Genomic DNA, 25,665 nt, shown 5'->3' with positions numbered 1-25,665 from the left:
TGTGCAGTTAATGATATTTTATTCAGGTGTTTGTTTGGAAGTCCCTTTTCTTGAAAACTGCCAAAGCCAAAAATTTTATAACTTTTCGCCATTTATTTAGTCTTGAAAGTCGTTTGTCTAGTTTTCTTACAGCCCAATTAAGTTTGTTATTTCATTCCTCAACTCGACTGCTTTTTTCTTAAAATCGGTATTATAAATTTCCGGATATTTTTATTTGTTCAAATTATGATTTATTAAGTTTCTTTCCTTCTTCAATCAGTATGTTAAGATGTTGTGACAAGCTTAACTACAGGTGGCAAGGAATGCTTTTTTGAAAATTCCACAGTCAGAAATTGATGCGAATGATTTTAGTGATGAATCAGTTAATGCGAATCGATGATTAACTTTAATTTTAATTTTGAAAACGAGTTTGAAGTAAGTCAAGCTCGTTTTTTTTGTTTATTTACTATACCTTTGCTTGATTAAAATTGTTTTTTAAATCGACTAATTAGATTCCTTTCAAAATGAGAATATTATTTTTGTTTTATTGTTTAGCACTACCGATTCTATTGTTTTCTCAAGAAAAAGATAATGGAGATTTTGAGTCCAATAGTAAATATAATAGATCTGATACAATTAAAAAAAGTGTAAAAAAATCAGCAACCATCGATCTCTACAAAGTAATCTCCATAGATAACGATACTACTTACATCGATACTTCTCTTACTATTCAAAAAGAATACAGTCATAACTATTTGCGAAAAGACATTTTTGGACTTTTACCTTTTGCAAATGATGGACAAACCTACAATACGCTGCAGTATAGCTTAACCGATTTTTCACCATATCCGGAATTTGGTTTTAAGGCAAAACATTTTAATTTTTTAGAGGCTAACCAAATACGCTACTATTCCGTTGCGACTCCCGTTACCGAATTATACTTTAAAACCACTGTAAAAAAAGGGCAGTCTGTTGATGCTTTTATTACTTTAAACACCTCTGAAAATCTTAATTTTTCTATTGCTTATAAAGGTTTGCGTTCAGAAGGGGAATATCTAAACCAATTATCTAGTACGGGTAATTTTAGATTTACCACCAATTACAATACTAAAAATAAACGCTATTTTGCAAAAGCCCATTATACCTTTCAAGATATTCTGAATGAGGAAAATGGAGGAATCACAACTATCGAGAATTTTGAAAGTGAAGATCCTAACTATAACAACCGACAACGATTTGAAGTGTATTTTAATGATGCTAAATCGTTTCTGAAAGGGAAGAGAATTTTTCTGGATCATAACTTCAGAATTAATTCTAAAAAAGGAGAAAATAATTTATACCTGACACACCAATTTAATTACGAAAATAAGTTTTTCGAATACAATCAGGAAACAGTTCCGTCAACCGTTGGTTCTGAGACAGTATATCGTTTTGGAGATTCCTTTCTAGACAGCGGTATTAATGATCAAACCCGATACAATAAAATGTACAATAGAGTAGGATTAATATATGAGAATACTACTTTGGGAATTTTTCAGTTTTTTGTTGATGATTTTAGATCAAATTATTACTATAACAAAATTCTTATCTTTGATAATCAGAATACGATACCAAGTTCGTTTAGTCAGGAAATTAATAGTGCTGGTGGGCAATATGAATACCGACGCAATAAATGGAATGGTAAATTTTTATATTCCAGATCGGTAACGGCTCAATCGCTGTCTAATTTAGATGCTAAATTACAATACGAACTGAATGATGAAATTCAACTTGCATTTCAGTATCAAAATATAAATAAACTGCCCAATAATAATTACAATTTGCACCAAAGCAGTTTTGTACAGTACAATTGGTCGAATGATTTTAAAAATGAAAAAATCAATACAATTAAAGCAAATGCTATTTCCCCTTGGATTGATGCCGAGCTACAGCTTTCAGTCTTAAATGATCATTTGTATTTTACTGATGTAGGAACTGCACAACAAAAAACTCACAGAACACAAATTGTTGCACCAGCGCAATACAACGGAACCATAAATTATTTGTCGCTTAAAATCAGCAGAGAGTTGAAGTTTGGGAATTTTGCTTTGGACAATACAATTTTATATCAAAAAACGGAGCAACAAGATGCAGTGCTTAATGTTCCTGAAATTGTGACGCGAAATACGATTTACTACACGAATTATTTGTTCAAAAAAGCTTTGTTTCTGCAAACCGGGATTTCACTGAATTATTTTTCCAGCTATTATGCCAATGAATACAATCCAGTAATAGGAGAGTTTTTTGTGCAGAATGAAAAACAAATTGGAAATCATACCAACCTTGATTTTTTTATCAATGCAAAAATCCAAAGAACAAGAATCTATTTCAAAGCGGAACATTTCAATTCGGCTCTTATGGGGAATAATTTTTATGCGTCACCCAATAATCCATCGCGTGATTTCACGATTCGATTTGGTTTGATTTGGAACTTCTTCAATTAATATTTCTTTAAAATTTCAAATTTTCAAATCGTTTTTCTTGGGCGTTTTATCGCGCTATCCGCTATAGCTGCCGCTTGCTTAAAAAAAGCAAGTAAAGGATGTCGCTTTTATCACGAACGCAAAATCCCGTAAAGAAGAATATTTTATAACAAAATACTATCTTTGCACCAGTATTTACAACAAAATCACAATCTTAAATTTATAATACAATGCGCTACGCAGAAAACATATTAGGCACAATAGGCAATACACCATTAGTAAAACTCAATAAAGTAACTGCCGAAGTAGAGGCTTTGGTACTTGCAAAAGTCGAAACGTTCAATCCTGGAAATTCCGTAAAAGACAGAATGGCCGTAAAAATGATTGAAGATGCTGAGGCTGATGGACGCTTGAAACCAGGCGGAACCATCATCGAAGGAACTTCGGGGAATACTGGAATGGGATTGGCATTAGTAGCCATCATAAAAGGATACAAACTGATTTGTGTGATTTCAGACAAGCAGTCCAAAGAAAAAATGGATATTCTTCGTGCAGTCGGAGCAAAAGTAGTGGTATGTCCTACGGATGTGGAACCAACAGATCCAAGATCGTATTATTCTGTTTCTAAACGATTGGCAGAAGAAACTCCTAATTCCTGGTATGTTAATCAGTACGATAATCCTTCAAATGCTATAGCACATTATGAGCAAACGGGTCCTGAAATTTGGGAACAGACAGAAGGTAAAATCACTCATTTTGTATCTGGAGTAGGAACTGGAGGTACAATTTCCGGAGTGGCAAAATATCTGAAAGAGAAAAATCAAAATATTAAAATTTGGGGAATTGATACCTACGGTTCTGTGTTTAAAAAATACCACGAAACTGGAATTTTTGACGAAAATGAAATCTATTCGTATATCACCGAAGGAATTGGAGAAGATATATTACCAAAGAATGTAGACTTTTCTCTAATTGATGGTTTTACCAAAGTAACCGACAAAGATGCTGCGGTTTATACTCGTAAAATTGCGCTCGAAGAAGGAATATTTGTTGGGAATTCAGCTGGAGCAGCTATAAAAGGATTGTTGCAGCTTAAAGAACATTTCAAACGTGAAGATGTTGTTGTGGTACTTTTCCATGATTCAGGAAGTCGCTATGTGGGTAAAATGTTCAATGATGACTGGATGCGAGAACGTGGTTTTCTGGAAGAAGAAATTACAAAAGCAGAGGATGTTATCAAAGATCATATCGATAAACCATTGATTGTGGTGCGTACTGAAGAATTAGTTTCGCATGCTATTGAGAGAATGCGTAAATACAAGATTTCTCAAATTCCTGTAATTGATATCACAGGATTTGTAGGTTCTGTTGATGAAAGTGATTTGTTTCAAAGTTACGTAGCAGACAAAGATGTAGCCGATAAACCGATTAAAGATGTGATGGGGAAACCTTTTCCAATAGTGAAACATGGAACACCTATCGAAGAAGTTTCTAAATTATTCACTAAAGAAAATGAAGCTGTTTTAGTGGAATTAGAAAATGGAAGTCACCATATTATTACTAAATATGATATTATTGGTTCCATAAAATAAGCTTAAACAAGAATTTATTTCTTAACTATACTCCTGCAAGGTTTTTCTAATCTTGCAGGTTTTTTTGTTAATTAGTTTGGGGCTGTAAAAGTTTTGGAACCAAAAATTTTGCAAGAAGACGTAAAAAAAAGTTATCGAATGCATTGAACCTTTATAATTGATAGTACTTTTGTAAATCTAAAATTAAAAATCGTTAACCCATAATCTAAAATCAAATTGACCTTCACCGCTATAGATTTTGAAACTGCAACAGGATACCATCCCTGTTCCGTAGGAATCGTTACTGTCGAAAACGGAATAATTGTTGACGAGTTTGTTACCTTGATTAAACCGCCAAATAATCTGTATTCGCCCTTTACGATTCAAGTGCATGGAATATATCCTCGCGATACGGTGAATGCTAAATCATTTGCTCAAGTGTATCCTGAAATTCAAAAAAGACTCCAAAATAGAGTAGTAGTGGCGCACAATGAAAGTTTTGATAGGAATGTTTTGGCGAAATCAATGGCGCTTTATAATTTAGATTACGCTGATTTGAATATCGCTTCTCGATGGGAATGTACCGTTAAAATCTACAGAGCTAAAGGATTGAAGCCAACCAAATTGAGTGATTGTTGCCGAGAAATGAATATTTCATTGAATCATCACGAAGCTTTATCGGATGCTCGGGCTTGCGCCAAATTGTACCTGATGAAATAGAAACATTTATATTTTCCAATTTCGCTACTCTTTTTCTAGGGAAATTTCTGAAATTTTAATTATCGATAATTTGCTATTTCTTTTTTTACTACATTAGTCTTCAATCTAATATATTCAGTATGAAAGAAGATTTCCTTCATTATCTCTGGAAATTCAAGAAGTTTGAGGTCTTGAATTTAAAAACCTTCAATGGTGAGGAAATTACAATTATCAATGTTGGAGAATATTTAGAACTTGCCGGACCTGATTTTTTTAATGCTCAGATTACTATTGGGAATCAAAAGTGGGCTGGGAATGTAGAAATTCATCTTAAATCTTCTGATTGGTATGTGCATCATCACGAAAGAGATGAAGCCTATGAAAACGTGATTCTTCATGTGGTATGGGAACACGACGCGGAAATTTTTAGAAAAAACAACACTGAAATTCCTGTTTTGGAACTTAAAAAATATGTTGATGCTGTAACGATATCTAATTATCAATCTTTAATTTCTCCTAAATCATGGATTTTCTGTGAGAAGCAAATTCAAGAAATTGATGAATTTGTCTTCAAAAATTGGCAAGAACGTTTGTTTTTTGAACGTTTGGAAAGAAAATCAAAACCTATATTTGATTTATTGGAACAAACCAATCACGATTGGGAAGCAGTATTATTTTGTCTTTTGGCGAAGAATTTTGGATTAAATACGAATGGTGAAATCTTTTTGAAAATCGCACAAAACATTCCTTTTTTTGTTCTAAGAAAAGAAAGTTTTGAGGTCGAGAACCTGGAAGCTTTAATTTTTGGGACTGCTGGATTATTGGATTCTGAAAAGGAAGATAATTATTTTAAAGATTTAAAATTTAGGTATTTCTATTTATTGCATAAACATCAATTGGAAAAAAATTGCATTGAACCGGTTCAGTTTTTTAAACATCGTCCAGACAATTTCCCAACGATTCGGCTTTCTCAGTTAGCTAATTTATACCATACGCAGCAGAATCTATTTTCGAAAATCAATACGCTAAATTCTCTAAATAGCACCTATGATTTGTTTCAAGTTTCAACTTCTGAATATTGGCTGAATCATTATCAATTTGATAAAGAAAGTCCGAAGAAAAAGAAATCACTTTCTAAATCATTTGTAGATTTGATTCTTATAAATACTATAATTCCGCTACAGTTTGCTTTCGCAAAAAGCCAAGGAAAAGAGTTATCGGAGGATTTAATTCGATTGTTAAATGAAGTTTCACCAGAAAAAAATGCAATTATTGATAAGTTTCATTCTTTTGGAATCGTTTCTAAAAGTGCTTTTGATTCGCAATCGTTGCTTCAACTCAAGAATGAATATTGTAACAAAAGTAAATGTTTGGAGTGCAGCGTAGGAATAGAATTACTCAAAAAACAATTAGTGGTTTAGCTAAGGTGTCAATTGGATAATTTTGTAATTTTGCCTATTATTCAAAACTCATAAAATGTCAGCAATTATAAAGCTCAAGTTTTTTTTTGAAAAACACGGTTTCCATGTTTCCTCGCGTTTGGCGGATACTTTGGGAATGCGTGCCAGTAGTGTACGACTATTTTTCATTTATTTATCGTTTGTTACGGCAGGATTATGGTTTGCCGTTTATTTAACTTTGGCTTTTTGGATACGATTGAAGGATTTGATAAGGGCCAAACGAACGTCTGTTTTTGATTTGTAAATGGTTTTAAATAGAAAAAGGGCTTATAGAGTAGTTGAATACTTTATAAGCCCTTTTTAAATTATGATAAGAATCTATTTATCAGGATTGTTCAATTTGCTATTTTTCTTTCCGTAGATAAAATAGATAGCAACTCCTAATGCCATCCAGATAACAAGTCTTGCCCAGCTTTCATTTGGTAATGAATACATTAAAGCCAAACAAATTAAAATACCTGCAATTGGTACATAAGGAACGAATGGTGTTTTGAATGATCTTGGTGCATCCGGCATTTTTTTACGCATTACTAATACTCCAATACATACTAGTACGAAAGCTAATAATGTTCCGATACTTACCATGTGACCTAAATCACTTACGGGTACGAAACCTGCAAAAAGGCTTACAAATACCATAAAGAAAAGATTCGTTTTCCATGGAGTTCTGAACTTTGCATGAATGTCACTAAAGAATGAAGGTAATAAACCATCTTTACTCATCGTGTAGAAAACACGACTTTGTCCCATTAACATTACCAACATTACAGAAGTATAACCCGCTAAAATAGCTACAATTAAACCAGTTTGTAAAAAGGTATATCCAGTTCTGGCAAATGCTGTTGCTGCTGGTTTAGCATCTCCTGCAAATTCACCGTAAGGTACAAGTCCAGTCATTACGTGTGCAAACAAGACGTATAATATCGTACAGATTACTAATGATCCTAAGATACCAATTGGCATTCCTTTTTGTGGGTTTTTCGCTTCTTGTGCTGCAGTAGATACGGCATCAAAACCAATAAAAGCAAAGAAAACAGTTCCAGCTCCGGCAGCAATTCCTGACCATCCAAATTCTCCAAAAACACCTGTGTTTTCAGGGATATATGGTGTGTAATTTGCAGTGTCAATAAAGCTCCATCCTAAAACGATGAACATAATAACTACGATTACTTTTACTACAACCAAGAAGTTATTGATAGATGCTGATTCTTTTGTTCCTCTTATTAATAATAAAGACAACATCGAAACGATAAAAATAGCAGGAAGGTTTATCATACCGCCTTCTATAATGGTTCCATCGCTTAGTTTTAAGGTTTCCCAGGGTGAACATATTAAATCATGGGGGAGATGAATGCCATATTTGTTTAATAATTCAAGTAAATAACGGGACCAACTCACTCCAACTGTAGCGGCTCCTAGTGCATATTCAAGAACTAAATCCCAGCCTATAATCCAAGCCATAAATTCTCCCATTGTGGCATAGGAGTATGTGTAAGCGCTTCCTGCTACTGGTATCATGGATGCAAACTCAGCATAGCAAAGTCCTGCAAAAGCACATCCTACAGCGGCTAAAATAAATGAAAGTGTAACTGCCGGACCAGCATGTTCAGCAGCAGCAATACCCGTTAACGAGAATAATCCTGCTCCAATAATTGCTCCAACTCCAAGTGCTACTAATGAACGTGAAGACAAAGTCCTTTTTAATCCTTTTTCAGATTCTGATGCTTCATTTAGCAATACCGAAAGCGGTTTAGTTTTCCAAATTGACATGGGTTATATGGTTTTGTTTGTTATTAAGCTCCAAATGTATTGTTTTTTATAAAAAATAAAAACAATAATTGAATTTTAAGTTGTAAAAAATAATTCATTGTCATTTTTAAGATTGATTTCTTATAAAACTATTTTAAATAGACGTACAAAAAGTATTAATTTGTCTCTGAAATATTTTTCTTTAAAAGAAAATGATATGTCTTGATTTTATTTCTAATTTTAGAATAATTTTTTAAACTTATAAATCTATACGTATCCCATGAGTTTCAAAACGATTCCAACTTATTTTAAGTTCACTAAGGAACAACGTACAGGTATTTTCTTTTTGTTTTTAATTATCGTCATTTTGCAACTAGTTTATTTTTTTGTTGATTTTAGCACTGTGAGTAAAGAATATCCTGAAAAACAAAAATGGCTTTCTCTCCAGTCTGAAATGGATTCCCTAAAAATGGATTCTAAAAATAGCAAACCGAAAATTTATCTTTTCAATCCGAATTTTATATCGGATTATAAAGGATATAAATTAGGAATGTCCGTTCAGGAAATTGATCGTTTGCTGGCTTTTAGAAAAGAGAACAAATATGTGAATTCAGCTAAGGAATTTCAAAATGTGACCAGAGTGTCAGATTCTTTACTAAATGTCATGGCTCCTTATTTTAAATTTCCCGATTGGGTAAATAATAAAAAACAGAATGCTAAATTTAAAGAATATACATCGTATCAAAATCAGGCTTTCGCCAAAAAAGAAAAAATTGTTTTTATTGATATAAATGAGGCTACGAAAGAGGATTTAGTAAAAATATATGGGATTGGAGATGCGATTTCTAGTCGTATTTTAAAACAAAAAGAACTTTTGGGAGGATTTGTTTCCATGGAGCAAATGAAGGAGGTATGGGGATTATCTCCCGAAGTAATCGAAAATTTGAATGCCCATTTCAAAGTTTTGGCTTTACCTCGATTTAAAAAAATAGAAATCAATAACGTTTCATTGAAGGAACTTTCGAAGTTTCATTATTTCAGATACTCGCTGGCTAAGGAAATAGTAACGTACCGGAGTATGAATGGAAATATTAAGAATGTTGAGGATTTAACAAAAATTAAGGGATTTCCTGTTGATAAAGCAAATTTAATTGGCTTATATTTGGACTTTAATTAGAAGTGTCAAATTTAGAGCTACTGATAGTAGTATTGTGATGCATTTTAAAATAGATGTATTATTTTTTTATTCACTAATTATCTTAACCGTTAAAAAAACGAAATCTGAAACATTACTGTGTCATTAATGTTTCAATTAATACTATTTGTTAAAAAAATATATAATATATGAATTCAATTTATTTCACTGAAGAACACCAAGCATTTAGAGAAAGTTTAAAAGATTTTTTGCAGAAAGAAGTTGTTCCGCATATTGAAAAGTGGGAAAAAACAGGTGTAATAGAGCGTTTTATTTGGGAGAAATTTGGCGAGATGGGATACTTTGGTATTGCGTATCCAGAGGCTTATGGAGGTCTAAATCTCGATTTATTTTATACGGTTATTTTTCTCGAAGAATTACAAAAAATTAAGTCTTCAGGTTTTGCTGCTGCAATGTGGGCTCATGGGTATTTAGCGATGACCCATTTGAATGCAGAGGGTGATGAAAGAATAAAGCAAGACTACTTAGTGCCAAGTATCGCTGGAAAGAAAATAGGTGCTTTATGTATCTCAGAGCCTTTTGGAGGTAGTGATGTTGCGGGGATGCGCACTAATGCCGTGAAAAAAGGAGACAAATATATTATTAATGGTTCTAAAACATTTATTACAAACGGTATTTATGCAGACTATTATATTGTTGCAGCAAAAACTAATCCTGAACTTGGTAATAAAGGGATTAGTATCTTTTTGATGGATACTAGTTTAAAAGGTATATCGGCTGTCAAGCTAGATAAATTAGGTTGGAGAGCATCGGATACAGCTGAAATCGCCTTTGATAACGTAGAGATTCCAGCAGAAAACTTAATGGGTGAAGAGGGGAAAGGATTTCCTTATATCATGCAGCATTTTGCTTTGGAACGTTTAATTATGGCCATAAATGCACATGCGAGAGCTGAATATGCGATAGATTATACAATAGATTACATGTCGCATAGAGAAGCGTTCGGAAAAAAAATAAGTAAGTTTCAAGCATTGAGACATACACTTGTTGAACATGCTACAGAGGTAGAACATTGTAAGGTGTTTAACTATGCCGCAGTCGCTTGTTTGGACAAAGGAGAATACGTTGTAAAAGAGGCGACGATGGCTAAACTGAAATCTACAAAAGTTGCAGATGATGCGATTTATAGCTGTTTACAAATGTTAGGCGGTTACGGTTATATGGAGGAATATCCATTAGCGCGTTTGTTTAGAGATAGTCGTTTAGGACCAATAGGTGGAGGAACGTCAGAAATTCTTAAAGAGATTTTAGGAAAAATGATCATCGATAATCAAAATTATGAGCCTGCAGTAAAGTAGTTTGGCTTTGATACGATTTGTCTGGAGCGCATAAGTTTTTCTTAACGTCATGCTTTAGGTTTAATAAAGAAAAAAAAGAGTCATTTTGTTTTTGACTCTTTTTTTGTATAAAGGATAGTAGTGGAAATCCTTTTCCGGTGCGTCGCAATGTAAAAGACTGCAACGAATAGCTTGGTAGCAAATGAAAACGTAATCGTTAAACGGAACTGATGTTTTGCAAGTACACTCAAAATAAATTGCAATTCATGACTCGTAATTCAAAATAATGTTTACTTTTGCACACTTAAAGAAAGGGGGTGTCTATATTATGTTAATTATACCAATTAAAGACGGAGAAAATATCGATAGAGCGTTAAAACGCTACAAAAGAAAATTTGATAAAACAGGAACTGTACGTCAATTAAGAGCACGTACTGCTTTTATTAAGCCTTCAGTTACAAATAGAATCAAAATTCAAAAAGCGGCTTATATCCAAAATATGAGAGATAACTTAGAGAGTTAGTCAATATCTATTAGAATAAAGTACCGTTAGTCATTAAAGTTTTATAACTTTGATGCTAACGGTTTTTTTATGGCTACTAATAAAGATGCATTTCGGGATTATCTACAGTTGGAGAAAAAATATTCTTCGCATACTGTAGTTGCGTATTGCAATGATATTGCTTCTTTTGAATTATTCAATTCGGTTCATTTTGATCAAGAGAATATTGAGCAAGTCAATTATAATCAAATTAGAACTTGGATTGTGTCTCTTGTTGATGATGATATATCAAATGCCTCGGTTAATAGAAAAATTGCATCCTTAAAAGCATTTTATAAATTTCTATTAAAAATAAAACAAATAGAGGTTAGTCCGCTGTTGAAACACAAGGCACTCAAAGCTCCTAAAATAATACAGATTCCTTTTTCTGAAAAGGAAGTTAAGGCTGTTTTAAATCAAATGCAAGATGCAATTGGTTTTGAAGAGATTAGAAATAAACTTATAATTGACTTGCTATATACTTCAGGAATGCGAAGAGCGGAGTTGATTTATCTAAAAACGACAAATATTGATTTGTCAACTAACACAATTAAGGTGCTGGGTAAACGAAACAAAGAGCGTATTCTTCCTGTTTTGCCAGTAATTACAGATCAATTTTCATTGTACTTAAATGAAAGAGCTTTATTGTTGGATATTGTTGATAATGATTATTTTTTTCTCACAAAAAAAGGGTTAAAATTAAATGATTCTTTTGTGTATCGATTAATAAATTCTTACTTTAGTACTGTGTCTGAAAAGGTAAAAAAAAGTCCTCATATACTGAGGCATGCTTTTGCGACACATCTATTAAATAATGGAGCAGATTTAAATTCAGTAAAAGAATTATTAGGGCATTCCAGTCTCGCGTCTACACAAGTATATACTCATAACAGTTTGTCAGAACTCAAAAGTATACATAAAGATGCTCATCCTCGAGGACGGAAGTGATAAAGTGTTTAACAATTAAAAAAGATGATTATGAAGGTAAGTGTTCATGCAGTTAACTTTACTGTTGACAAAAAGCTAGTAGATTTTGTTCAAGAAAGATTGGACAAGTTGGAAAAGTATTATGACAAAGTCGTGTCAGCGGATGTTTTTTTGAAAGTTGAAAAGACAAGTGATAAAGAGAATAAAATTGCCGAGGTAAAAATAAATGTTCCCGGAGATGATTTTTTGGTTAAAAAACAGTGTAAAACTTTCGAAGAAGCGGTTGAGCTTTCGGCGGAATCCTTACAGAGAATGTTGGTAAAAAGGAAAGAAAAAATAAGTTCGCACATTTAATATGAATTTTTTTTAAAAAATGTTTTGATTGAGAGATAAAATCTCTACATTTGCAGTCCGTTAGAAATAGCGGACTTTTTTTATTGATTCGCCAGCGTAGCTCAGTTGGCTAGAGCAGCTGATTTGTAATCAGCAGGTCGTGGGTTCGAGTCCCTCCGCCGGCTCAAGACTGTAAAGGTTTGATAATAGAAAAAGTAGGGGAGATACTCAAGCGGCCAACGAGGGCAGACTGTAAATCTGCTGTGTAAACTTCGCAGGTTCGAATCCTGCTCTCCCCACGGAATAAAGTAGATGTTGAAATTAAGGTTTTAAATTTTTTTTGAATCTGAAATCTCAAATCTAATTCTGACATCAAGGATTCTGCCGGTGTAGCTCAGGGGTAGAGTGCTTCCTTGGTAAGGAAGAGGTCTCGGGTTCAATTCCCGACATTGGCTCAAGTAAGTAGGAAATAGAAATTAATATATAACAAGATTAAAAATTAAGTAAAATGGCAAAGGAAAATTTTAACCGTAACAAGCCCCACTTAAACATTGGAACAATTGGGCACGTGGATCACGGAAAAACTACATTAACTGCGGCAATTACAAAAGTATTGTCTGATGCAGGTTACTGTCAAGCAAAATCATTTGATCAAATTGATAATGCTCCAGAAGAAAAAGAAAGAGGTATTACAATTAATACATCTCACGTAGAGTATGAAACTGCTAATCGTCATTACGCTCACGTTGACTGTCCAGGTCACGCGGATTACGTAAAGAACATGGTTACAGGAGCTGCTCAAATGGATGGTGCTATTCTTGTTGTAGCTGCTACTGATGGACCAATGCCACAAACACGTGAGCATATCCTTTTAGGTCGCCAAGTAGGTATTCCTAGAATGGTTGTATTCATGAATAAAGTGGATATGGTTGATGATGAGGAATTACTTGAATTAGTTGAGATGGAAATCAGAGACTTATTATCTTTCTACGAATATGATGGAGATAATGGTCCTGTTGTTCAAGGTTCAGCTTTAGGTGGATTGAATAATGATCCAGTTTGGGTACCAAAAATTCTTGAATTAATGGAAGCTGTTGATGCTTGGATCGAAGAGCCGGTAAGAGACGTTGCAAAGCCTTTCTTGATGCCTGTTGAAGATGTATTCTCAATCACTGGTCGTGGAACTGTTGCTACAGGTCGTATCGAAACAGGTGTTGCTAATACAGGAGATCCAGTTGAAATCATTGGTATGGGAGCTGAAAAATTGACTTCTACTATTACTGGAGTTGAGATGTTCCGTAAAATTCTTGATAGAGGAGAAGCTGGAGATAACGTAGGTATTCTTTTAAGAGGTATTCAAAAAGAAGACATCAAAAGAGGAATGGTTATTTGTAAGCCAGGTTCAGTTAAGCCACACGCTACTTTCAAAGCAGAGGTTTATATCTTGAAAAAAGAAGAAGGTGGTCGTCATACACCATTTCATAATAACTACCGTCCACAGTTTTACGTACGTACAACTGACGTAACAGGTATCATTACTTTGCCAGAAGGTGTAGAGATGGTTATGCCTGGGGATAACTTAACTATTAGTGTTGTATTGCTTAGTGCAATTGCATTAAGTGTTGGTTTGCGTTTCGCTATCCGTGAAGGTGGTAGAACAGTAGGTGCTGGTCAGGTAACTGAAATCACAGCTTAGTTATATAAATAATTGATTAAGGCCGGTAACTATTTTAAATTGTTACTGGCTTTTAATACGGGCGTAGTTCAAGGGTAGAATAGCGGTCTCCAAAACCGTTGATGGGGGTTCGAATCCCTCCGCCCGTGCAAAAAAATAAATCATAATGACAAAAGTTGTAAATTACATATCAGAAGCATTTGAGGAATTAAAGTCAAATGTAACTTGGCCAGCTTGGCCTGAGGTACAACGTCTAACGATTGTTGTTGCTGTTTTTTCAGTACTATTCGCCTTGGCAACTTGGGGAGTAGATGAAATTTTCGCAAAAGCTTTAGCTGGATTTTTTAACTGGATAAAAGCTTAAATTTTTTGTTATGGCAGATAATAATATTAAAAAGTGGTATGTCGTTAGAGCGGTAAGCGGACAAGAAAACAAAGTGAAAGCATATATCGAAACTGAAATCGCAAGATTAGGTATGGGAGATTATGTTTCGCAAGTTTTAGTTCCTACTGAAAAAGTCGTTACTGTGAAAGAAGGGAAAAAAATAATCAAAGACAAAGTTTATTTTCCTGGTTATGTTATGATTGAAGCGAATCTTATTGGTGAAATACCTCATATTATTAAGTCTATAACAAGTGTTATTGGTTTTCTAGGTGAAATTAAAGGTGGAGAACCTGTTCCTTTGAGAATTTCAGAAGTAAACAGAATGTTAGGTAAAGTTGATGAGTTAGCTGTAAATACAGATACTCGTTCAATTCCTTTCAATATCGGTGAGACAATTAAGGTTATTGATGGACCTTTTAATGGATTTAACGGTACTGTTGAAAAAATTAATGAAGAAAAGCGTAAACTGGAAGTAATGGTTAAGATTTTCGGAAGAAAAACTCCATTAGAATTGAGTTTTATGCAAGTTGAAAAAGTATAATTTTTTGTTACATCTATAATATCCATTACAATCGCTTCCAATGATTGTAGTGTTAAATTTTTTAAAAAATGGCTAAAGAAATTAGTAAGGTAGTTAAACTACAAGTTAAGGGAGGTGCTGCGAACCCGTCGCCACCGGTTGGACCTGCTTTAGGAGCTGCTGGGGTAAACATCATGGAATTCTGTAAGCAATTTAATGCTAGAACTCAAGATAAACCCGGCAAAATATGCCCAGTACAAATTACTGTGTATAAAGACAAATCATTTGATTTTGTTGTAAAAACTCCTCCAGCAGCAGTTCAGTTAATGGAAGCTGCAAAGCTAAAATCTGGTTCTGGTGAGCCTAATCGTAAAAAAGTAGCTAGTGTTACTTGGGAACAAATTAGAGCTATTGCTGAAGACAAGATGCCAGACTTAAATGCATTCACGATGGAGTCTGCAATGAGTATGGTTGCTGGAACAGCTAGATCTATGGGTATAACTGTATCAGGAGACGCTCCTTTTTAATTAAGAGAAAGACATGGCAAAATTGACAAAAAAGCAAAAAGAGGCTGCTTCAAAAATTGAAAAGAACAAACTATATTCTCTTAAAGATGCTGCGGCATTAATAAAATTAGTTGCTTCTGCAAAATTTGATGAGTCTGTTGATATCGCAGTACGTTTGGGTGTAGATCCAAGAAAAGCGAATCAAATGGTAAGAGGTGTGGTAACATTACCTCATGGAACTGGTAAAGACGTTAAAGTATTAGCATTGGTTACTCCAGATAAAGAAGCGGAAGCTTTAGCAGCTGGTGCAGACTATGTAGGTCTTGATGATTATTTGCAAAAAATTAAAGATGGTTGGACAGATGTTGATGTAATCATCACTATGCCTTCTGTTATGGGTAAATTAGGTCCATTAGGTCGTATTTTAGGACCTAGAGGTTTAATGCCAAACCCTAAAACAGGTACTGTAACTATGGATGTTGCAAAAGCTGTTCAAGAGGTTAAAGCTGGTAAAATTGACTTTAAAGTTGATAAAACTGGTATTGTGCATGCAGGAATTGGTAAAATTTCTTTTGGAAGCGAACAAATCGTTGACAATGCACACGAAATTATTCAAACATTAATCAAACTTAAGCCAACTGCTGCTAAAGGAACATACATCAAAAGTATTTACCTAACTAGCACTATGAGTCCTGCAATTGCTTTGGACCCAAAAGCAGTATAATTGGTAGTTAAAAATTTTTAGTATGACTAGAGAAGAAAAATCAATCGCGATTGAAGTTTTAACTGCACAGTTAGCTGGTACAAACATTGTTTATGTATCTGATATTTCTGGACTGAACGCAGAAACAACTTCAAACTTGAGAAGAGCTTGTTACAAAGCAGGTATAAAATTAGAAGTAGTTAAAAATACGTTGCTTGCAAAAGCAATGGAAGCTTCAGCTAATGATTATGGAGATTTACCTTCAGTTTTGACTGGTAATAGTGCTATATTCATTTCTGACATAGCAAATGCTCCTGGTAAGATAATAAAAGATTTCAGAAAAAAATCAGCTAAACCTGTATTAAAGGGAGCTTATATTAACGCTGAAATTTATATTGGAGACGATCAATTAGATGCATTAGCAACTATTAAATCTAAAGAAGAGCTTATCGGCGAACTTATTGGATTATTGCAGTCACCAGCACAAAGAGTTATTTCTGCTCTTCAAAACCAATTCGCAAAAAGCGAAGAGGCTACAGAAGAAGTGGAAGCATAATAAAAATAGAGTTTTACTCTAGTTTTTATTTAAAAAAGCGCACAATAAATAAATTATATTTTTACAAATCATTTTAAAACGATAGAAAAAATGGCAGATTTGAAACAATTCGCAGAACAATTAGTTAACCTAACAGTAAAAGAAGTTAACGAATTAGCAACAATATTAAAAGATGAGTACGGAATCGAGCCAGCTGCTGCAGCTGTAGTAGTTTCAGGTGGTGGTGAAGCTGCTGCTGAAGATGTTCAAACAGAATTTACAGTTGTATTGAAAGAGGCTGGAGCTTCTAAATTAGCAGTTGTAAAATTAGTAAAAGAACTTACAGGTTTAGGTTTGAAAGAAGCTAAAGATGTAGTTGATAGCGCACCAAGTAATGTAAAAGAAGGTGTTTCTAAAGAAGAAGCTGAAGGGCTTAAAAAATCTTTAGAAGAAGCTGGAGCTGTTGTTGAGCTTAAATAGTTAAACTCAGTTTAAAGAATTAGGTTTAGGTCTTGGGTTTAGTCGCCCAATGACCTAAACCATTTTTCGTATAACAAAAGTCTACCTTGTATAATTACATAATAGTCTTTTAAAACAAATTCATTTTACCCATTACGAGGAAAAAAAATTAACAGATAATAAGAAAGTAGTTATCTTAAATTGGTTTTTAAAGATGTAATGGTTGTAAAAGAAAAGTATAAATAGTTCAATATTTGTACAAAAAAATTACTTTTTTAATCAAAATTTTGTCCATTGATGATAACAAATCAGACTGAAAGATTGAATTTTGCCTCAACAAAAAATATTCCTGATTATCCAGATTTTCTAGATGTTCAGGTTAAATCGTTTAAAGATTTTTTTCAATTAGAAACTAAATCTGACGAAAGAGGTGACGAAGGGCTTTACAATACCTTCATGGAAAATTTCCCAATTACTGATACAAGAAATAACTTTGTATTGGAATTCCTTGATTATTTTGTAGATCCACCACGTTATACAATTCAAGAATGTATAGAAAGAGGTCTTACCTATAGTGTGCCTTTAAAAGCAAGGTTAAAACTATATTGTACAGATCCAGAACATGAAGATTTTGAAACTATTGTTCAAGATGTTTATCTTGGTACAATTCCTTATATGACGCCGAGTGGTACCTTTGTTATTAATGGTGCTGAGCGTGTAGTTGTTTCTCAATTGCACAGATCTCCTGGTGTTTTCTTTGGTCAATCATTCCATGCAAATGGTACAAAATTGTATTCTGCCAGAGTAATTCCTTTTAAAGGTTCTTGGATAGAATTCTCTACAGATATAAACAGCGTAATGTATGCTTATATTGATAGAAAGAAAAAATTACCTGTAACTACTTTATTCCGTGCTATTGGATTCGAAAGAGACAAGGATATTCTTGAGATTTTTGATCTTGCAGAGGAAATTAAAGTTTCTAAAACAGGACTTAAAAAATATATTGGTAGAAAATTAGCTGCTCGTGTATTGAATACATGGCATGAAGATTTCGTAGATGAAGACACTGGTGAAGTTGTTTCTATCGAACGTAACGAAATAATCCTTGATAGAGATACGATTATCGACAAAGATAATGTGGAAGAAATCATTGATTCTAACGTTAAATCTATTTTGTTACATAAAGAAGATGCTAATCAAGGTGATTATGCTATCATTCATAATACGTTGCAAAAAGATCCAACAAACTCTGAAAAAGAGGCTGTTGAACATATCTACAGACAATTACGTAATGCTGAACCGCCTGATGAAGAAACGGCTCGTGGTATTATAGATAAATTATTCTTTTCTGATCAACGTTACAACTTAGGTGAAGTAGGCCGTTATAGAATAAATAAAAAATTAGGTTTAGATACTCCAATGGAAAAGCAAGTCTTGACCAAAGAAGATATCATAACTATTGTGAAATATTTGATTGAATTGATCAACTCTAAAGCAGAGATTGATGATATTGATCACTTATCAAACCGTCGTGTTAGAACAGTTGGAGAGCAATTGTCTCAACAATTCGGTGTTGGTTTAGCGCGTATGGCGAGAACTATTCGTGAGAGAATGAACGTTAGAGATAACGAGGTGTTTACACCAATAGATTTGATTAATGCTAAAACATTATCATCTGTTATCAACTCTTTCTTTGGAACAAACCAGTTGTCTCAGTTTATGGATCAAACGAATCCACTTGCCGAGATTACGCACAAAAGAAGATTATCTGCACTAGGACCAGGTGGACTTTCGAGAGAAAGAGCAGGTTTTGAGGTACGTGACGTTCACTATACGCATTACGGACGCTTATGTCCAATTGAAACTCCTGAGGGACCAAACATTGGTTTGATTTCATCTCTTGGTGTTTATGCTAAAGTAAACGGAATGGGTTTCATCGAAACACCGTATCGTAAAGTAACTAATGGAACTGTAGATTTAGTATCTACTCCAGTTTACTTAAGCGCAGAAGAAGAAGAAGGAATGATGATTGCTCAGGCAAACATTCAAATGGATGCAACCGGAAAAATTACTGCCGAAGACGTAATTGCGCGTCAAGAAGGTGATTTCCCTGTAATTGAGCCAACAAAAGTTGATTATACGGATGTTGCTCCAAATCAAATTGCTTCTATTTCAGCTTCTTTGATTCCTTTCTTGGAACATGATGATGCGAATAGAGCCTTGATGGGATCTAACATGATGCGTCAGGCCGTACCATTAATTCGTCCTGAAGCTCCAATTGTTGGAACTGGTTTAGAGCGTCAAGTTGCTTCTGATTCTAGAGTATTGATTAATGCTGAAGGAGATGGAGTTATAGAATATGTAGATGCAAATATCATCACTATCAAATACGATCGTTCTGAAGAAGAAAGAATGGTAAGTTTTGAGCCTGATGAAAAAACATACAATCTAATTAAATTTAGAAAAACCAATCAAGGTACAAGTATCAACCTTAAACCTATCGTAAGAAAAGGGGATAGAGTGGTTCCTGGACAAGTATTATCTGAAGGATATGCGACTCAAAATGGTGAATTAGCTTTAGGTCGTAACCTAAAAGTTGCATTTATGCCATGGAAAGGGTACAACTTCGAGGATGCGATTGTAATTTCTGAAAAAGTAGTTCGTGACGATATTTTTACTTCTATTCACGTTGATGATTATTCACTTGAAGTTAGAGATACTAAATTAGGTAACGAAGAATTAACGAACGATATACCGAATGTTTCTGAAGAAGCTACTAAAGATTTAGATGAAAATGGTATGATTAGAATTGGAGCCGAGGTTAAACCTGGTGACATTCTTATCGGAAAAATTACTCCAAAAGGAGAATCAGATCCTACTCCGGAAGAGAAATTGCTTCGTGCAATCTTTGGAGACAAAGCTGGTGATGTAAAAGATGCTTCATTAAAAGCGTCTCCTTCTTTACATGGTGTTGTTTTAGACAAAAAATTGTTCGCAAGAGCAGTAAAAGATAAACGTAAACGTACTCAGGATAAAGATGCTTTAGGAGCACTTGAAATGGAGTTTGAAGTTAAATTTGTTGAATTAAAAGACAAATTAGTTGAAAAACTTTTCCTGATCGTGAACGGAAAAACATCTCAAGGTGTAATGAATGATTTGGGTGAGGAAGTTTTACCAAAAGGTAAAAAATACACTCAAAAAATGCTTTATGCTGTTGAAGATTTTGCTCACTTAAGTAAAGGTCAATGGGTTGCTGATGATGCAACTAATAAAATGGTTAATGATTTAATTCATAACTATAAAATTAAATTGAACGATTTACAAGGTGCATTGCGTAGAGAGAAATTCACTATTACTGTTGGAGATGAATTGCCAGCAGGAATCTTGAAATTAGCTAAAGTATATATTGCCAAAAAACGTAAGCTGAAAGTTGGGGATAAAATGGCTGGACGTCACGGTAACAAAGGTATCGTTGCTCGTATCGTTCGTCATGAAGATATGCCTTTCCTTGAAGATGGAACGCCAGTTGATATCGTATTGAATCCATTAGGGGTACCTTCACGTATGAACATTGGTCAAATTTATGAAACTGTTCTTGGTTGGGCTGGACAAAACCTGGGTAGAAAATTTGCTACTCCAATTTTTGACGGAGCATCTCTTGATCAAATCAATGCATTGACTGATGAAGCTGGAGTACCACGTTTCGGACATACACATTTATATGATGGTGGTACAGGAGAGCGTTTCCATCAAGCTGCAACAGTTGGAGTAATCTATATGTTGAAACTTGGACACATGGTTGACGATAAAATGCACGCACGTTCTATAGGTCCATACTCGTTGATTACACAACAACCACTTGGAGGTAAAGCTCAATTTGGAGGTCAACGTTTTGGAGAGATGGAGGTTTGGGCACTTGAAGCTTATGGAGCATCAAGTACGCTTAGAGAAATCTTGACTGTGAAGTCTGATGATGTTATCGGTAGAGCAAAAACTTACGAAGCAATCGTTAAGGGTGAATCTATGCCAGAACCAGGATTACCGGAATCATTCAATGTATTAATGCATGAATTGAAAGGTCTTGGACTTGACATTCGTTTAGAAGAATAAATAATAGTTGAAGTAATCAGTCCCAATTTTTATTGGGGCTGATTATTCATTTATAAAAGTTTTTAGGATTTATACCCGTAAACCGTTCCGATTTTTTACTAAGACCTGATAGGTTTTGTAAATAGCACTTTAAAAATTTTATTTGAAGTTTAGAGAAGTAATTCGAGGTAATAGTTTAATGATTTAAGAAAGTCATAAATCTACAATCAATTTTTAATTGCAAATAAATCAATAGTAAAAACTATGATGAATAATAGAAATAATAACAATAAAGATAAAAACCCTGTAAAAAGGTTTAATAAAATCTCAATAGGACTTGCTTCTCCTGAATCTATTTTGAAAGAATCAAGAGGTGAGGTATTGAAACCTGAAACTATCAACTACAGAACGCACAAACCTGAGCGTGATGGTCTTTTCTGTGAACGTATTTTCGGACCAGTAAAAGATTTTGAATGTGCTTGTGGTAAGTATAAAAGAATACGTTACAAAGGGATCATCTGTGACCGTTGTGGTGTAGAAGTAACAGAGAAAAAAGTACGTAGAGACAGAGTAGGTCACATCAATCTTGTTGTGCCGATTGCTCATATCTGGTATTTCCGTTCTCTTCCAAACAAAATTGGTTATATCCTTGGTCTTCCATCTAAGAAATTAGATATGATTATCTACTACGAAAGATACGTAGTAATCCAAGCTGGTATTGCTAAAAATGCAGAAGGGGAATCATTACAAAGATTAGACTTTTTGACAGAAGAAGAATATTTAAATATTTTAGATACACTTCCTGCTGACAATCAGTATCTTGATGATTTTGATCCTAATAAATTTGTTGCCAAAATGGGAGCAGAATGTATTATGGATTTATTGGCAAGAATTGATTTAGATCAGTTGTCTTACCAATTGAGACATAATGCTAACAATGAAACGTCTAAACAACGTAAAACGGAAGCATTAAAAAGATTACAAGTTGTAGAATCTTTCCGTGAGTCTAACTTGAACCGTGAGAATCGTCCAGAATGGATGATCATGAAAGTGGTACCAGTTATTCCACCAGAATTGCGTCCGCTTGTGCCACTTGATGGAGGTCGTTTTGCTACTTCAGATTTAAATGATTTATACCGTCGTGTAATCATCCGTAATAACCGTTTGAAAAGATTAATGGAGATTAAAGCTCCTGAAGTTATCTTAAGAAACGAAAAACGTATGTTACAAGAATCTGTAGATTCACTTTTCGATAATACGCGTAAAGCATCTGCAGTAAAAACAGAATCAAACAGACCATTAAAATCATTATCTGATTCCCTTAAAGGTAAGCAAGGACGTTTCCGTCAAAACTTACTTGGAAAACGTGTGGATTATTCTGCTCGTTCGGTAATTGTTGTTGGACCTGAATTGAAATTGTCTGAGTGCGGTATCCCAAAAGATATGGCAGCAGAATTGTACAAACCTTTCGTTATCCGTAAATTGATAGAAAGAGGAATTGTTAAAACGGTAAAATCAGCTAAAAAAATAATTGATAAGAAAGAGCCTGTAGTTTGGGATATCCTTGAAAATGTAATCAAAGGTCACCCAATATTACTGAATCGTGCTCCTACTTTGCACAGATTAGGTATTCAAGCATTCCAACCAAAATTAATTGAAGGAAAAGCAATCCAATTGCACCCTTTAGTTTGTACTGCATTTAATGCGGATTTTGATGGGGATCAAATGGCCGTTCACTTGCCTTTAGGACCAGAAGCTATTTTGGAAGCGCAACTTTTAATGTTGGGTTCTCACAATATTCTGAATCCTGCAAATGGAGCTCCGATTACAGTACCTTCTCAGGATATGGTTTTGGGTCTATACTATATGACCAAAGAACGTTTATCTACTCCCGAACTTAAAATTTTAGGTGAAGGAATTACTTTCTATTCTGCTGAAGAAGTAAATATTGCTTTAAATGAAGGTAGAGTAGAATTGAATGCTCGTGTTCGAATTAGAGCTAAAGATTTTAATGAAGCTGGAGAATTAGTTTTTAAAATTATTCAAACAACTGCTGGTCGTGTATTATTTAATGAAGTAGTACCGGAAGCAGCTGGATATATCAATGATGTATTGACTAAGAAAAATCTTAGAGACATTATTGGGCACGTTTTAAGTTCTACTGATGTACCTACAACAGCTGCTTTCTTGGATAACATGAAAGACATGGGGTACAAATTTGCCTTCAAAGGTGGATTGTCATTCTCTTTAGGTGATATTAGAATTCCAGATCAAAAACCTAAATTAATTGCAGACGCCAGAGAACAAGTTCAAGGTATTTCTGCTAATTATAACATGGGTCTTATCACAAATAACGAACGTTACAACCAAGTTATTGATGTATGGACTTCAGCAAATGCTCAATTGACAGAGTTAGCAATGAAAAACATTAGAGAAGACCAACAAGGTTTCAACTCAGTGTATATGATGCTTGATTCTGGAGCAAGGGGTTCCAAAGAGCAAATTCGTCAGTTAACCGGTATGCGTGGTTTGATGGCTAAGCCAAAAAAATCTACTGCTGGTGGTGGTGAAATTATTGAAAATCCGATTCTTTCTAACTTTAAAGAAGGTCTTTCTATCCTTGAGTACTTTATTTCTACTCACGGTGCGCGTAAAGGTCTTGCGGATACGGCATTGAAAACTGCCGATGCAGGATATTTAACAAGAAGACTACATGATGTATCTCAAGATGTTATCGTTAATATCGAAGATTGTGGTACTCTTAGAGGTGTTGAAGTTTCAGCATTGAAGAAAAATGAAGAAATTGTTGAATCATTAGGAGAAAGAATTTTAGGACGTGTTGTTTTACAAGACCTTATTAATCCTTTGAACAATGAAGTTTTAATTCAATCTGGACAACAAATCACAGAAGCTATAATGAAAGCAATTGACGCTTCTCCAATCGAGAAAGTTGAAGTGCGTTCACCATTAACTTGTGAGGCGTTGAAAGGTATTTGTGCAAAATGTTACGGTAGAAATTTAGCTACTGGTAAGATGACACAAAGAGGTGAAGCAGTTGGTGTTATTGCAGCACAATCTATTGGAGAACCTGGTACACAATTAACATTACGTACATTCCACGTTGGTGGGGTTGCGGGTGGTATTTCTGAAGAATCAAGTATCATTACCAAATTTAATGGTAAACTTGAAATTGAAGATTTAAAAACTGTTAAAGGTGAAGATAGCGAAGGTAATGCAGTTGATATTGTTGTATCTCGTTCTACTGAATTGAAATTAATTGATGAAAGAACAGGTATCTTATTAAGTACAAATAATATCCCTTACGGTTCAAGTATTTTCGTTAAAGACGGTCAATCTGTTGCTAAAGGAGATGTGATTTGTAAATGGGATCCATATAATGGAGTTATCGTTTCTGAATTTACCGGTAAAATTGCTTACGAAGAATTAGAGCAAGGTCAATCATTCATGGTTGAAATTGATGAGCAAACTGGTTTCCAAGAAAAAGTAATTTCTGAATCTAGAGCTAAAAAATTAATTCCAACTTTATTGGTTTACGGTAAAGACAATGAATTGATTCGTTCTTATAACTTACCAGTTGGAGCCCACTTGATGGTTGAAAATGGTGAAAAAATTAAAGCAGGTAAGGTATTGGTAAAAATCCCACGTCGTTCTTCTAAATCAGGAGATATTACAGGAGGTTTACCTAGAATTACAGAGTTATTAGAAGCTCGTAATCCTTCAAACCCAGCAGTTGTTTCTGAAATTGATGGTGTTGTTTCTTTTGGAAAAATCAAAAGAGGAAACCGTGAGGTTGTTATCGAATCTAAGTTCGGTGATATTAGAAAATACTTGGTTAAATTATCAAGCCAAATTCTAGTTCAAGAAAATGACTTCGTAAGAGCAGGGGTGCCTTTATCTGATGGAGCAATTACTCCGGATGATATATTAAGAATCCAAGGACCAGCAGCTGTTCAACAGTATTTGGTTAATGAAATTCAAGAAGTATACCGTTTGCAAGGGGTAAAAATCAACGACAAACACTTTGAAGTAGTAATACGTCAAATGATGCGTAAAGTAAGAGTACAAGATCCAGGTGATACTTTATTCTTAGAAGATCAATTGATTCACACTAAAGATTTTATCGTTCAAAATGATAAATTATACGGTATGAAAGTGGTTGAAGATGCTGGAGATTCTAGTGCATTAAAAGAAGGTCAAATTATTACGCCTCGTGAGTTGCGTGATGAAAACTCTTTATTGAAACGTACGGATAAAAATCTTGTGGTAGCTCGTGATGTTGTTACTGCAACAGCAACACCAGTTTTACAAGGTATTACAAGAGCATCGTTGCAAACTAAATCGTTTATTTCTGCTGCATCTTTCCAAGAAACTACTAAAGTATTGAACGAAGCTGCTGTTGCAGGTAAAATCGATTACTTAGAAGGATTGAAAGAAAATGTAATTGTAGGACATAGAATCCCTGCCGGAACAGGTATGAGAGAATATGATAATACGATTGTAGGTTCGAAAGAAGATTACAATGATATGATGGCTAACAAAGAAGAATATATTTATTAAG

The 25,665-nt window shown here is 34.2% G+C and carries 20 protein-coding genes and 4 tRNA genes; 23 read left to right on the top strand and 1 reads right to left on the bottom strand.

Annotated features, from left to right (window positions below):
- Window positions 1-503: 503 nt before the first annotated feature.
- From BMX64_RS00795 to BMX64_RS00775, 5 genes are all read left to right on the top strand, one after another.
- Window positions 504-2,462 (top strand): putative porin, encoded by a 1,959-nt coding sequence (locus BMX64_RS00795; RefSeq protein ID WP_091164820.1) that lies wholly within the window; start codon window positions 504-506, stop codon window positions 2,460-2,462.
- 209 nt (window positions 2,463-2,671) lie between these two features.
- On the top strand, window positions 2,672-4,033 hold the full coding sequence (locus tag BMX64_RS00790) for a pyridoxal-phosphate dependent enzyme (protein WP_091164817.1): 1,362 nt from the start codon (window positions 2,672-2,674) through the stop codon (window positions 4,031-4,033).
- Window positions 4,034-4,249: 216 nt separating this feature from the next.
- Window positions 4,250-4,732 (top strand): 3'-5' exonuclease, encoded by a 483-nt coding sequence (locus BMX64_RS00785; RefSeq protein ID WP_091164813.1) that lies wholly within the window; start codon window positions 4,250-4,252, stop codon window positions 4,730-4,732.
- Window positions 4,733-4,851: 119 nt separating this feature from the next.
- Complete coding sequence (locus tag BMX64_RS00780; protein WP_091164802.1) at window positions 4,852-6,132, top strand: DUF2851 family protein; 1,281 nt, start codon at window positions 4,852-4,854, stop codon at window positions 6,130-6,132.
- A gap of 55 nt (window positions 6,133-6,187) precedes the next feature.
- A complete protein-coding gene (locus tag BMX64_RS00775; protein ID WP_066082307.1) occupies window positions 6,188-6,415 on the top strand; it encodes a PspC family transcriptional regulator in 228 nt (75 codons plus the stop codon).
- 74 nt (window positions 6,416-6,489) lie between these two features.
- Here BMX64_RS00775 and BMX64_RS00770 read toward each other — a convergent pair whose 3' ends face one another.
- Entirely contained in the window at window positions 6,490-7,941 is a 1,452-nt protein-coding gene (locus tag BMX64_RS00770; protein ID WP_091164800.1) for an amino acid permease, read from the bottom strand.
- Window positions 7,942-8,200: 259 nt separating this feature from the next.
- Between BMX64_RS00770 and BMX64_RS00765 the strand changes: the two genes are divergently transcribed.
- The 18 genes from BMX64_RS00765 to rpoC all read left to right on the top strand — a co-directional run bounded on the left by BMX64_RS00765 (window position 8,201) and on the right by rpoC (window position 25,664).
- On the top strand, window positions 8,201-9,097 hold the full coding sequence (locus BMX64_RS00765; RefSeq protein ID WP_091164798.1) for a ComEA family DNA-binding protein: 897 nt from the start codon (window positions 8,201-8,203) through the stop codon (window positions 9,095-9,097).
- A 167-nt stretch (window positions 9,098-9,264) separates the two neighbouring features.
- Complete coding sequence (locus BMX64_RS00760; RefSeq protein WP_091164795.1) at window positions 9,265-10,434, top strand: acyl-CoA dehydrogenase family protein; 1,170 nt, start codon at window positions 9,265-9,267, stop codon at window positions 10,432-10,434.
- A gap of 307 nt (window positions 10,435-10,741) precedes the next feature.
- Complete coding sequence (gene rpsU / locus BMX64_RS00755; protein WP_035670421.1) at window positions 10,742-10,936, top strand: 30S ribosomal protein S21; 195 nt, start codon at window positions 10,742-10,744, stop codon at window positions 10,934-10,936.
- A 69-nt stretch (window positions 10,937-11,005) separates the two neighbouring features.
- Window positions 11,006-11,902, top strand: a complete 897-nt coding sequence (locus BMX64_RS00750; RefSeq protein ID WP_091164794.1) for a tyrosine-type recombinase/integrase — start codon at window positions 11,006-11,008, stop codon at window positions 11,900-11,902.
- Window positions 11,903-11,932: 30 nt separating this feature from the next.
- Window positions 11,933-12,235, top strand: a complete 303-nt coding sequence (gene hpf, locus BMX64_RS00745) for a ribosome hibernation-promoting factor, HPF/YfiA family (RefSeq protein WP_091164791.1) — start codon at window positions 11,933-11,935, stop codon at window positions 12,233-12,235.
- A gap of 90 nt (window positions 12,236-12,325) precedes the next feature.
- Window positions 12,326-12,399, top strand: a tRNA-Thr gene (locus BMX64_RS00740).
- Between the two features lie 33 nt (window positions 12,400-12,432).
- A tRNA-Tyr gene (locus BMX64_RS00735) sits at window positions 12,433-12,513 on the top strand.
- Window positions 12,514-12,597: 84 nt separating this feature from the next.
- Window positions 12,598-12,669 (top strand) — tRNA-Thr (locus tag BMX64_RS00730).
- A 53-nt stretch (window positions 12,670-12,722) separates the two neighbouring features.
- Window positions 12,723-13,910, top strand: coding sequence for an elongation factor Tu (gene tuf / locus BMX64_RS00725; RefSeq protein WP_091164787.1), 1,188 nt, complete (start codon window positions 12,723-12,725; stop codon window positions 13,908-13,910).
- A 57-nt stretch (window positions 13,911-13,967) separates the two neighbouring features.
- Window positions 13,968-14,038, top strand: a tRNA-Trp gene (locus BMX64_RS00720).
- 17 nt (window positions 14,039-14,055) lie between these two features.
- Window positions 14,056-14,253, top strand: coding sequence for a preprotein translocase subunit SecE (secE, locus tag BMX64_RS00715; RefSeq protein ID WP_066082297.1), 198 nt, complete (start codon window positions 14,056-14,058; stop codon window positions 14,251-14,253).
- A gap of 10 nt (window positions 14,254-14,263) precedes the next feature.
- Entirely contained in the window at window positions 14,264-14,815 is a 552-nt protein-coding gene (gene nusG, locus BMX64_RS00710; protein ID WP_091164783.1) for a transcription termination/antitermination protein NusG, read from the top strand.
- A gap of 68 nt (window positions 14,816-14,883) precedes the next feature.
- Window positions 14,884-15,321 carry a 50S ribosomal protein L11 gene (gene rplK, locus BMX64_RS00705; RefSeq protein WP_066082293.1) on the top strand — a complete coding sequence of 146 codons (438 nt, stop codon included), beginning with the start codon at window positions 14,884-14,886 and terminating at the stop codon, window positions 15,319-15,321.
- 13 nt (window positions 15,322-15,334) lie between these two features.
- On the top strand, window positions 15,335-16,024 hold the full coding sequence (gene rplA, locus BMX64_RS00700) for a 50S ribosomal protein L1 (protein WP_091164772.1): 690 nt from the start codon (window positions 15,335-15,337) through the stop codon (window positions 16,022-16,024).
- Window positions 16,025-16,046: 22 nt separating this feature from the next.
- Complete coding sequence (gene rplJ, locus BMX64_RS00695) at window positions 16,047-16,559, top strand: 50S ribosomal protein L10 (RefSeq protein WP_091164765.1); 513 nt, start codon at window positions 16,047-16,049, stop codon at window positions 16,557-16,559.
- A gap of 90 nt (window positions 16,560-16,649) precedes the next feature.
- Window positions 16,650-17,018 carry a 50S ribosomal protein L7/L12 gene (rplL, locus tag BMX64_RS00690; protein WP_091164762.1) on the top strand — a complete coding sequence of 123 codons (369 nt, stop codon included), beginning with the start codon at window positions 16,650-16,652 and terminating at the stop codon, window positions 17,016-17,018.
- A 276-nt stretch (window positions 17,019-17,294) separates the two neighbouring features.
- Window positions 17,295-21,107 (top strand): DNA-directed RNA polymerase subunit beta, encoded by a 3,813-nt coding sequence (gene rpoB, locus BMX64_RS00685; protein WP_091164759.1) that lies wholly within the window; start codon window positions 17,295-17,297, stop codon window positions 21,105-21,107.
- A gap of 243 nt (window positions 21,108-21,350) precedes the next feature.
- Window positions 21,351-25,664, top strand: coding sequence for a DNA-directed RNA polymerase subunit beta' (gene rpoC / locus BMX64_RS00680; RefSeq protein WP_091164755.1), 4,314 nt, complete (start codon window positions 21,351-21,353; stop codon window positions 25,662-25,664).
- Window position 25,665 lies beyond the last annotated feature (1 nt).

Origin of the sequence: Flavobacterium sinopsychrotolerans (assembly GCF_900110375.1) — a bacterium.
Taxonomy (GTDB): domain Bacteria; phylum Bacteroidota; class Bacteroidia; order Flavobacteriales; family Flavobacteriaceae; genus Flavobacterium; species Flavobacterium sinopsychrotolerans.
The sequence above is the reverse complement of the archived record's forward strand: the minus strand, read 5'-3'. Positions and strand labels throughout refer to the sequence as shown.

Coding starts and splice junctions, on each gene's coding strand:
- BMX64_RS00795 (WP_091164820.1), top strand. CDS start 504: ATGAGAATATTATTTTTGTTTTATTGTTTAGCACTACCGATTCTATTG.
- BMX64_RS00790 (WP_091164817.1), top strand. CDS start 2,672: ATGCGCTACGCAGAAAACATATTAGGCACAATAGGCAATACACCATTA.
- BMX64_RS00780 (WP_091164802.1), top strand. CDS start 4,852: ATGAAAGAAGATTTCCTTCATTATCTCTGGAAATTCAAGAAGTTTGAG.
- BMX64_RS00775 (WP_066082307.1), top strand. CDS start 6,188: ATGTCAGCAATTATAAAGCTCAAGTTTTTTTTTGAAAAACACGGTTTC.
- BMX64_RS00770 (WP_091164800.1), bottom strand. CDS start 7,941: ATGTCAATTTGGAAAACTAAACCGCTTTCGGTATTGCTAAATGAAGCA.
- BMX64_RS00765 (WP_091164798.1), top strand. CDS start 8,201: ATGAGTTTCAAAACGATTCCAACTTATTTTAAGTTCACTAAGGAACAA.
- BMX64_RS00760 (WP_091164795.1), top strand. CDS start 9,265: ATGAATTCAATTTATTTCACTGAAGAACACCAAGCATTTAGAGAAAGT.
- rpsU (WP_035670421.1), top strand. CDS start 10,742: ATGTTAATTATACCAATTAAAGACGGAGAAAATATCGATAGAGCGTTA.
- BMX64_RS00750 (WP_091164794.1), top strand. CDS start 11,006: ATGGCTACTAATAAAGATGCATTTCGGGATTATCTACAGTTGGAGAAA.
- hpf (WP_091164791.1), top strand. CDS start 11,933: ATGAAGGTAAGTGTTCATGCAGTTAACTTTACTGTTGACAAAAAGCTA.
- tuf (WP_091164787.1), top strand. CDS start 12,723: ATGGCAAAGGAAAATTTTAACCGTAACAAGCCCCACTTAAACATTGGA.
- secE (WP_066082297.1), top strand. CDS start 14,056: ATGACAAAAGTTGTAAATTACATATCAGAAGCATTTGAGGAATTAAAG.
- nusG (WP_091164783.1), top strand. CDS start 14,264: ATGGCAGATAATAATATTAAAAAGTGGTATGTCGTTAGAGCGGTAAGC.
- rplK (WP_066082293.1), top strand. CDS start 14,884: ATGGCTAAAGAAATTAGTAAGGTAGTTAAACTACAAGTTAAGGGAGGT.
- rplA (WP_091164772.1), top strand. CDS start 15,335: ATGGCAAAATTGACAAAAAAGCAAAAAGAGGCTGCTTCAAAAATTGAA.
- rplJ (WP_091164765.1), top strand. CDS start 16,047: ATGACTAGAGAAGAAAAATCAATCGCGATTGAAGTTTTAACTGCACAG.
- rplL (WP_091164762.1), top strand. CDS start 16,650: ATGGCAGATTTGAAACAATTCGCAGAACAATTAGTTAACCTAACAGTA.
- rpoB (WP_091164759.1), top strand. CDS start 17,295: ATGATAACAAATCAGACTGAAAGATTGAATTTTGCCTCAACAAAAAAT.
- rpoC (WP_091164755.1), top strand. CDS start 21,351: ATGATGAATAATAGAAATAATAACAATAAAGATAAAAACCCTGTAAAA.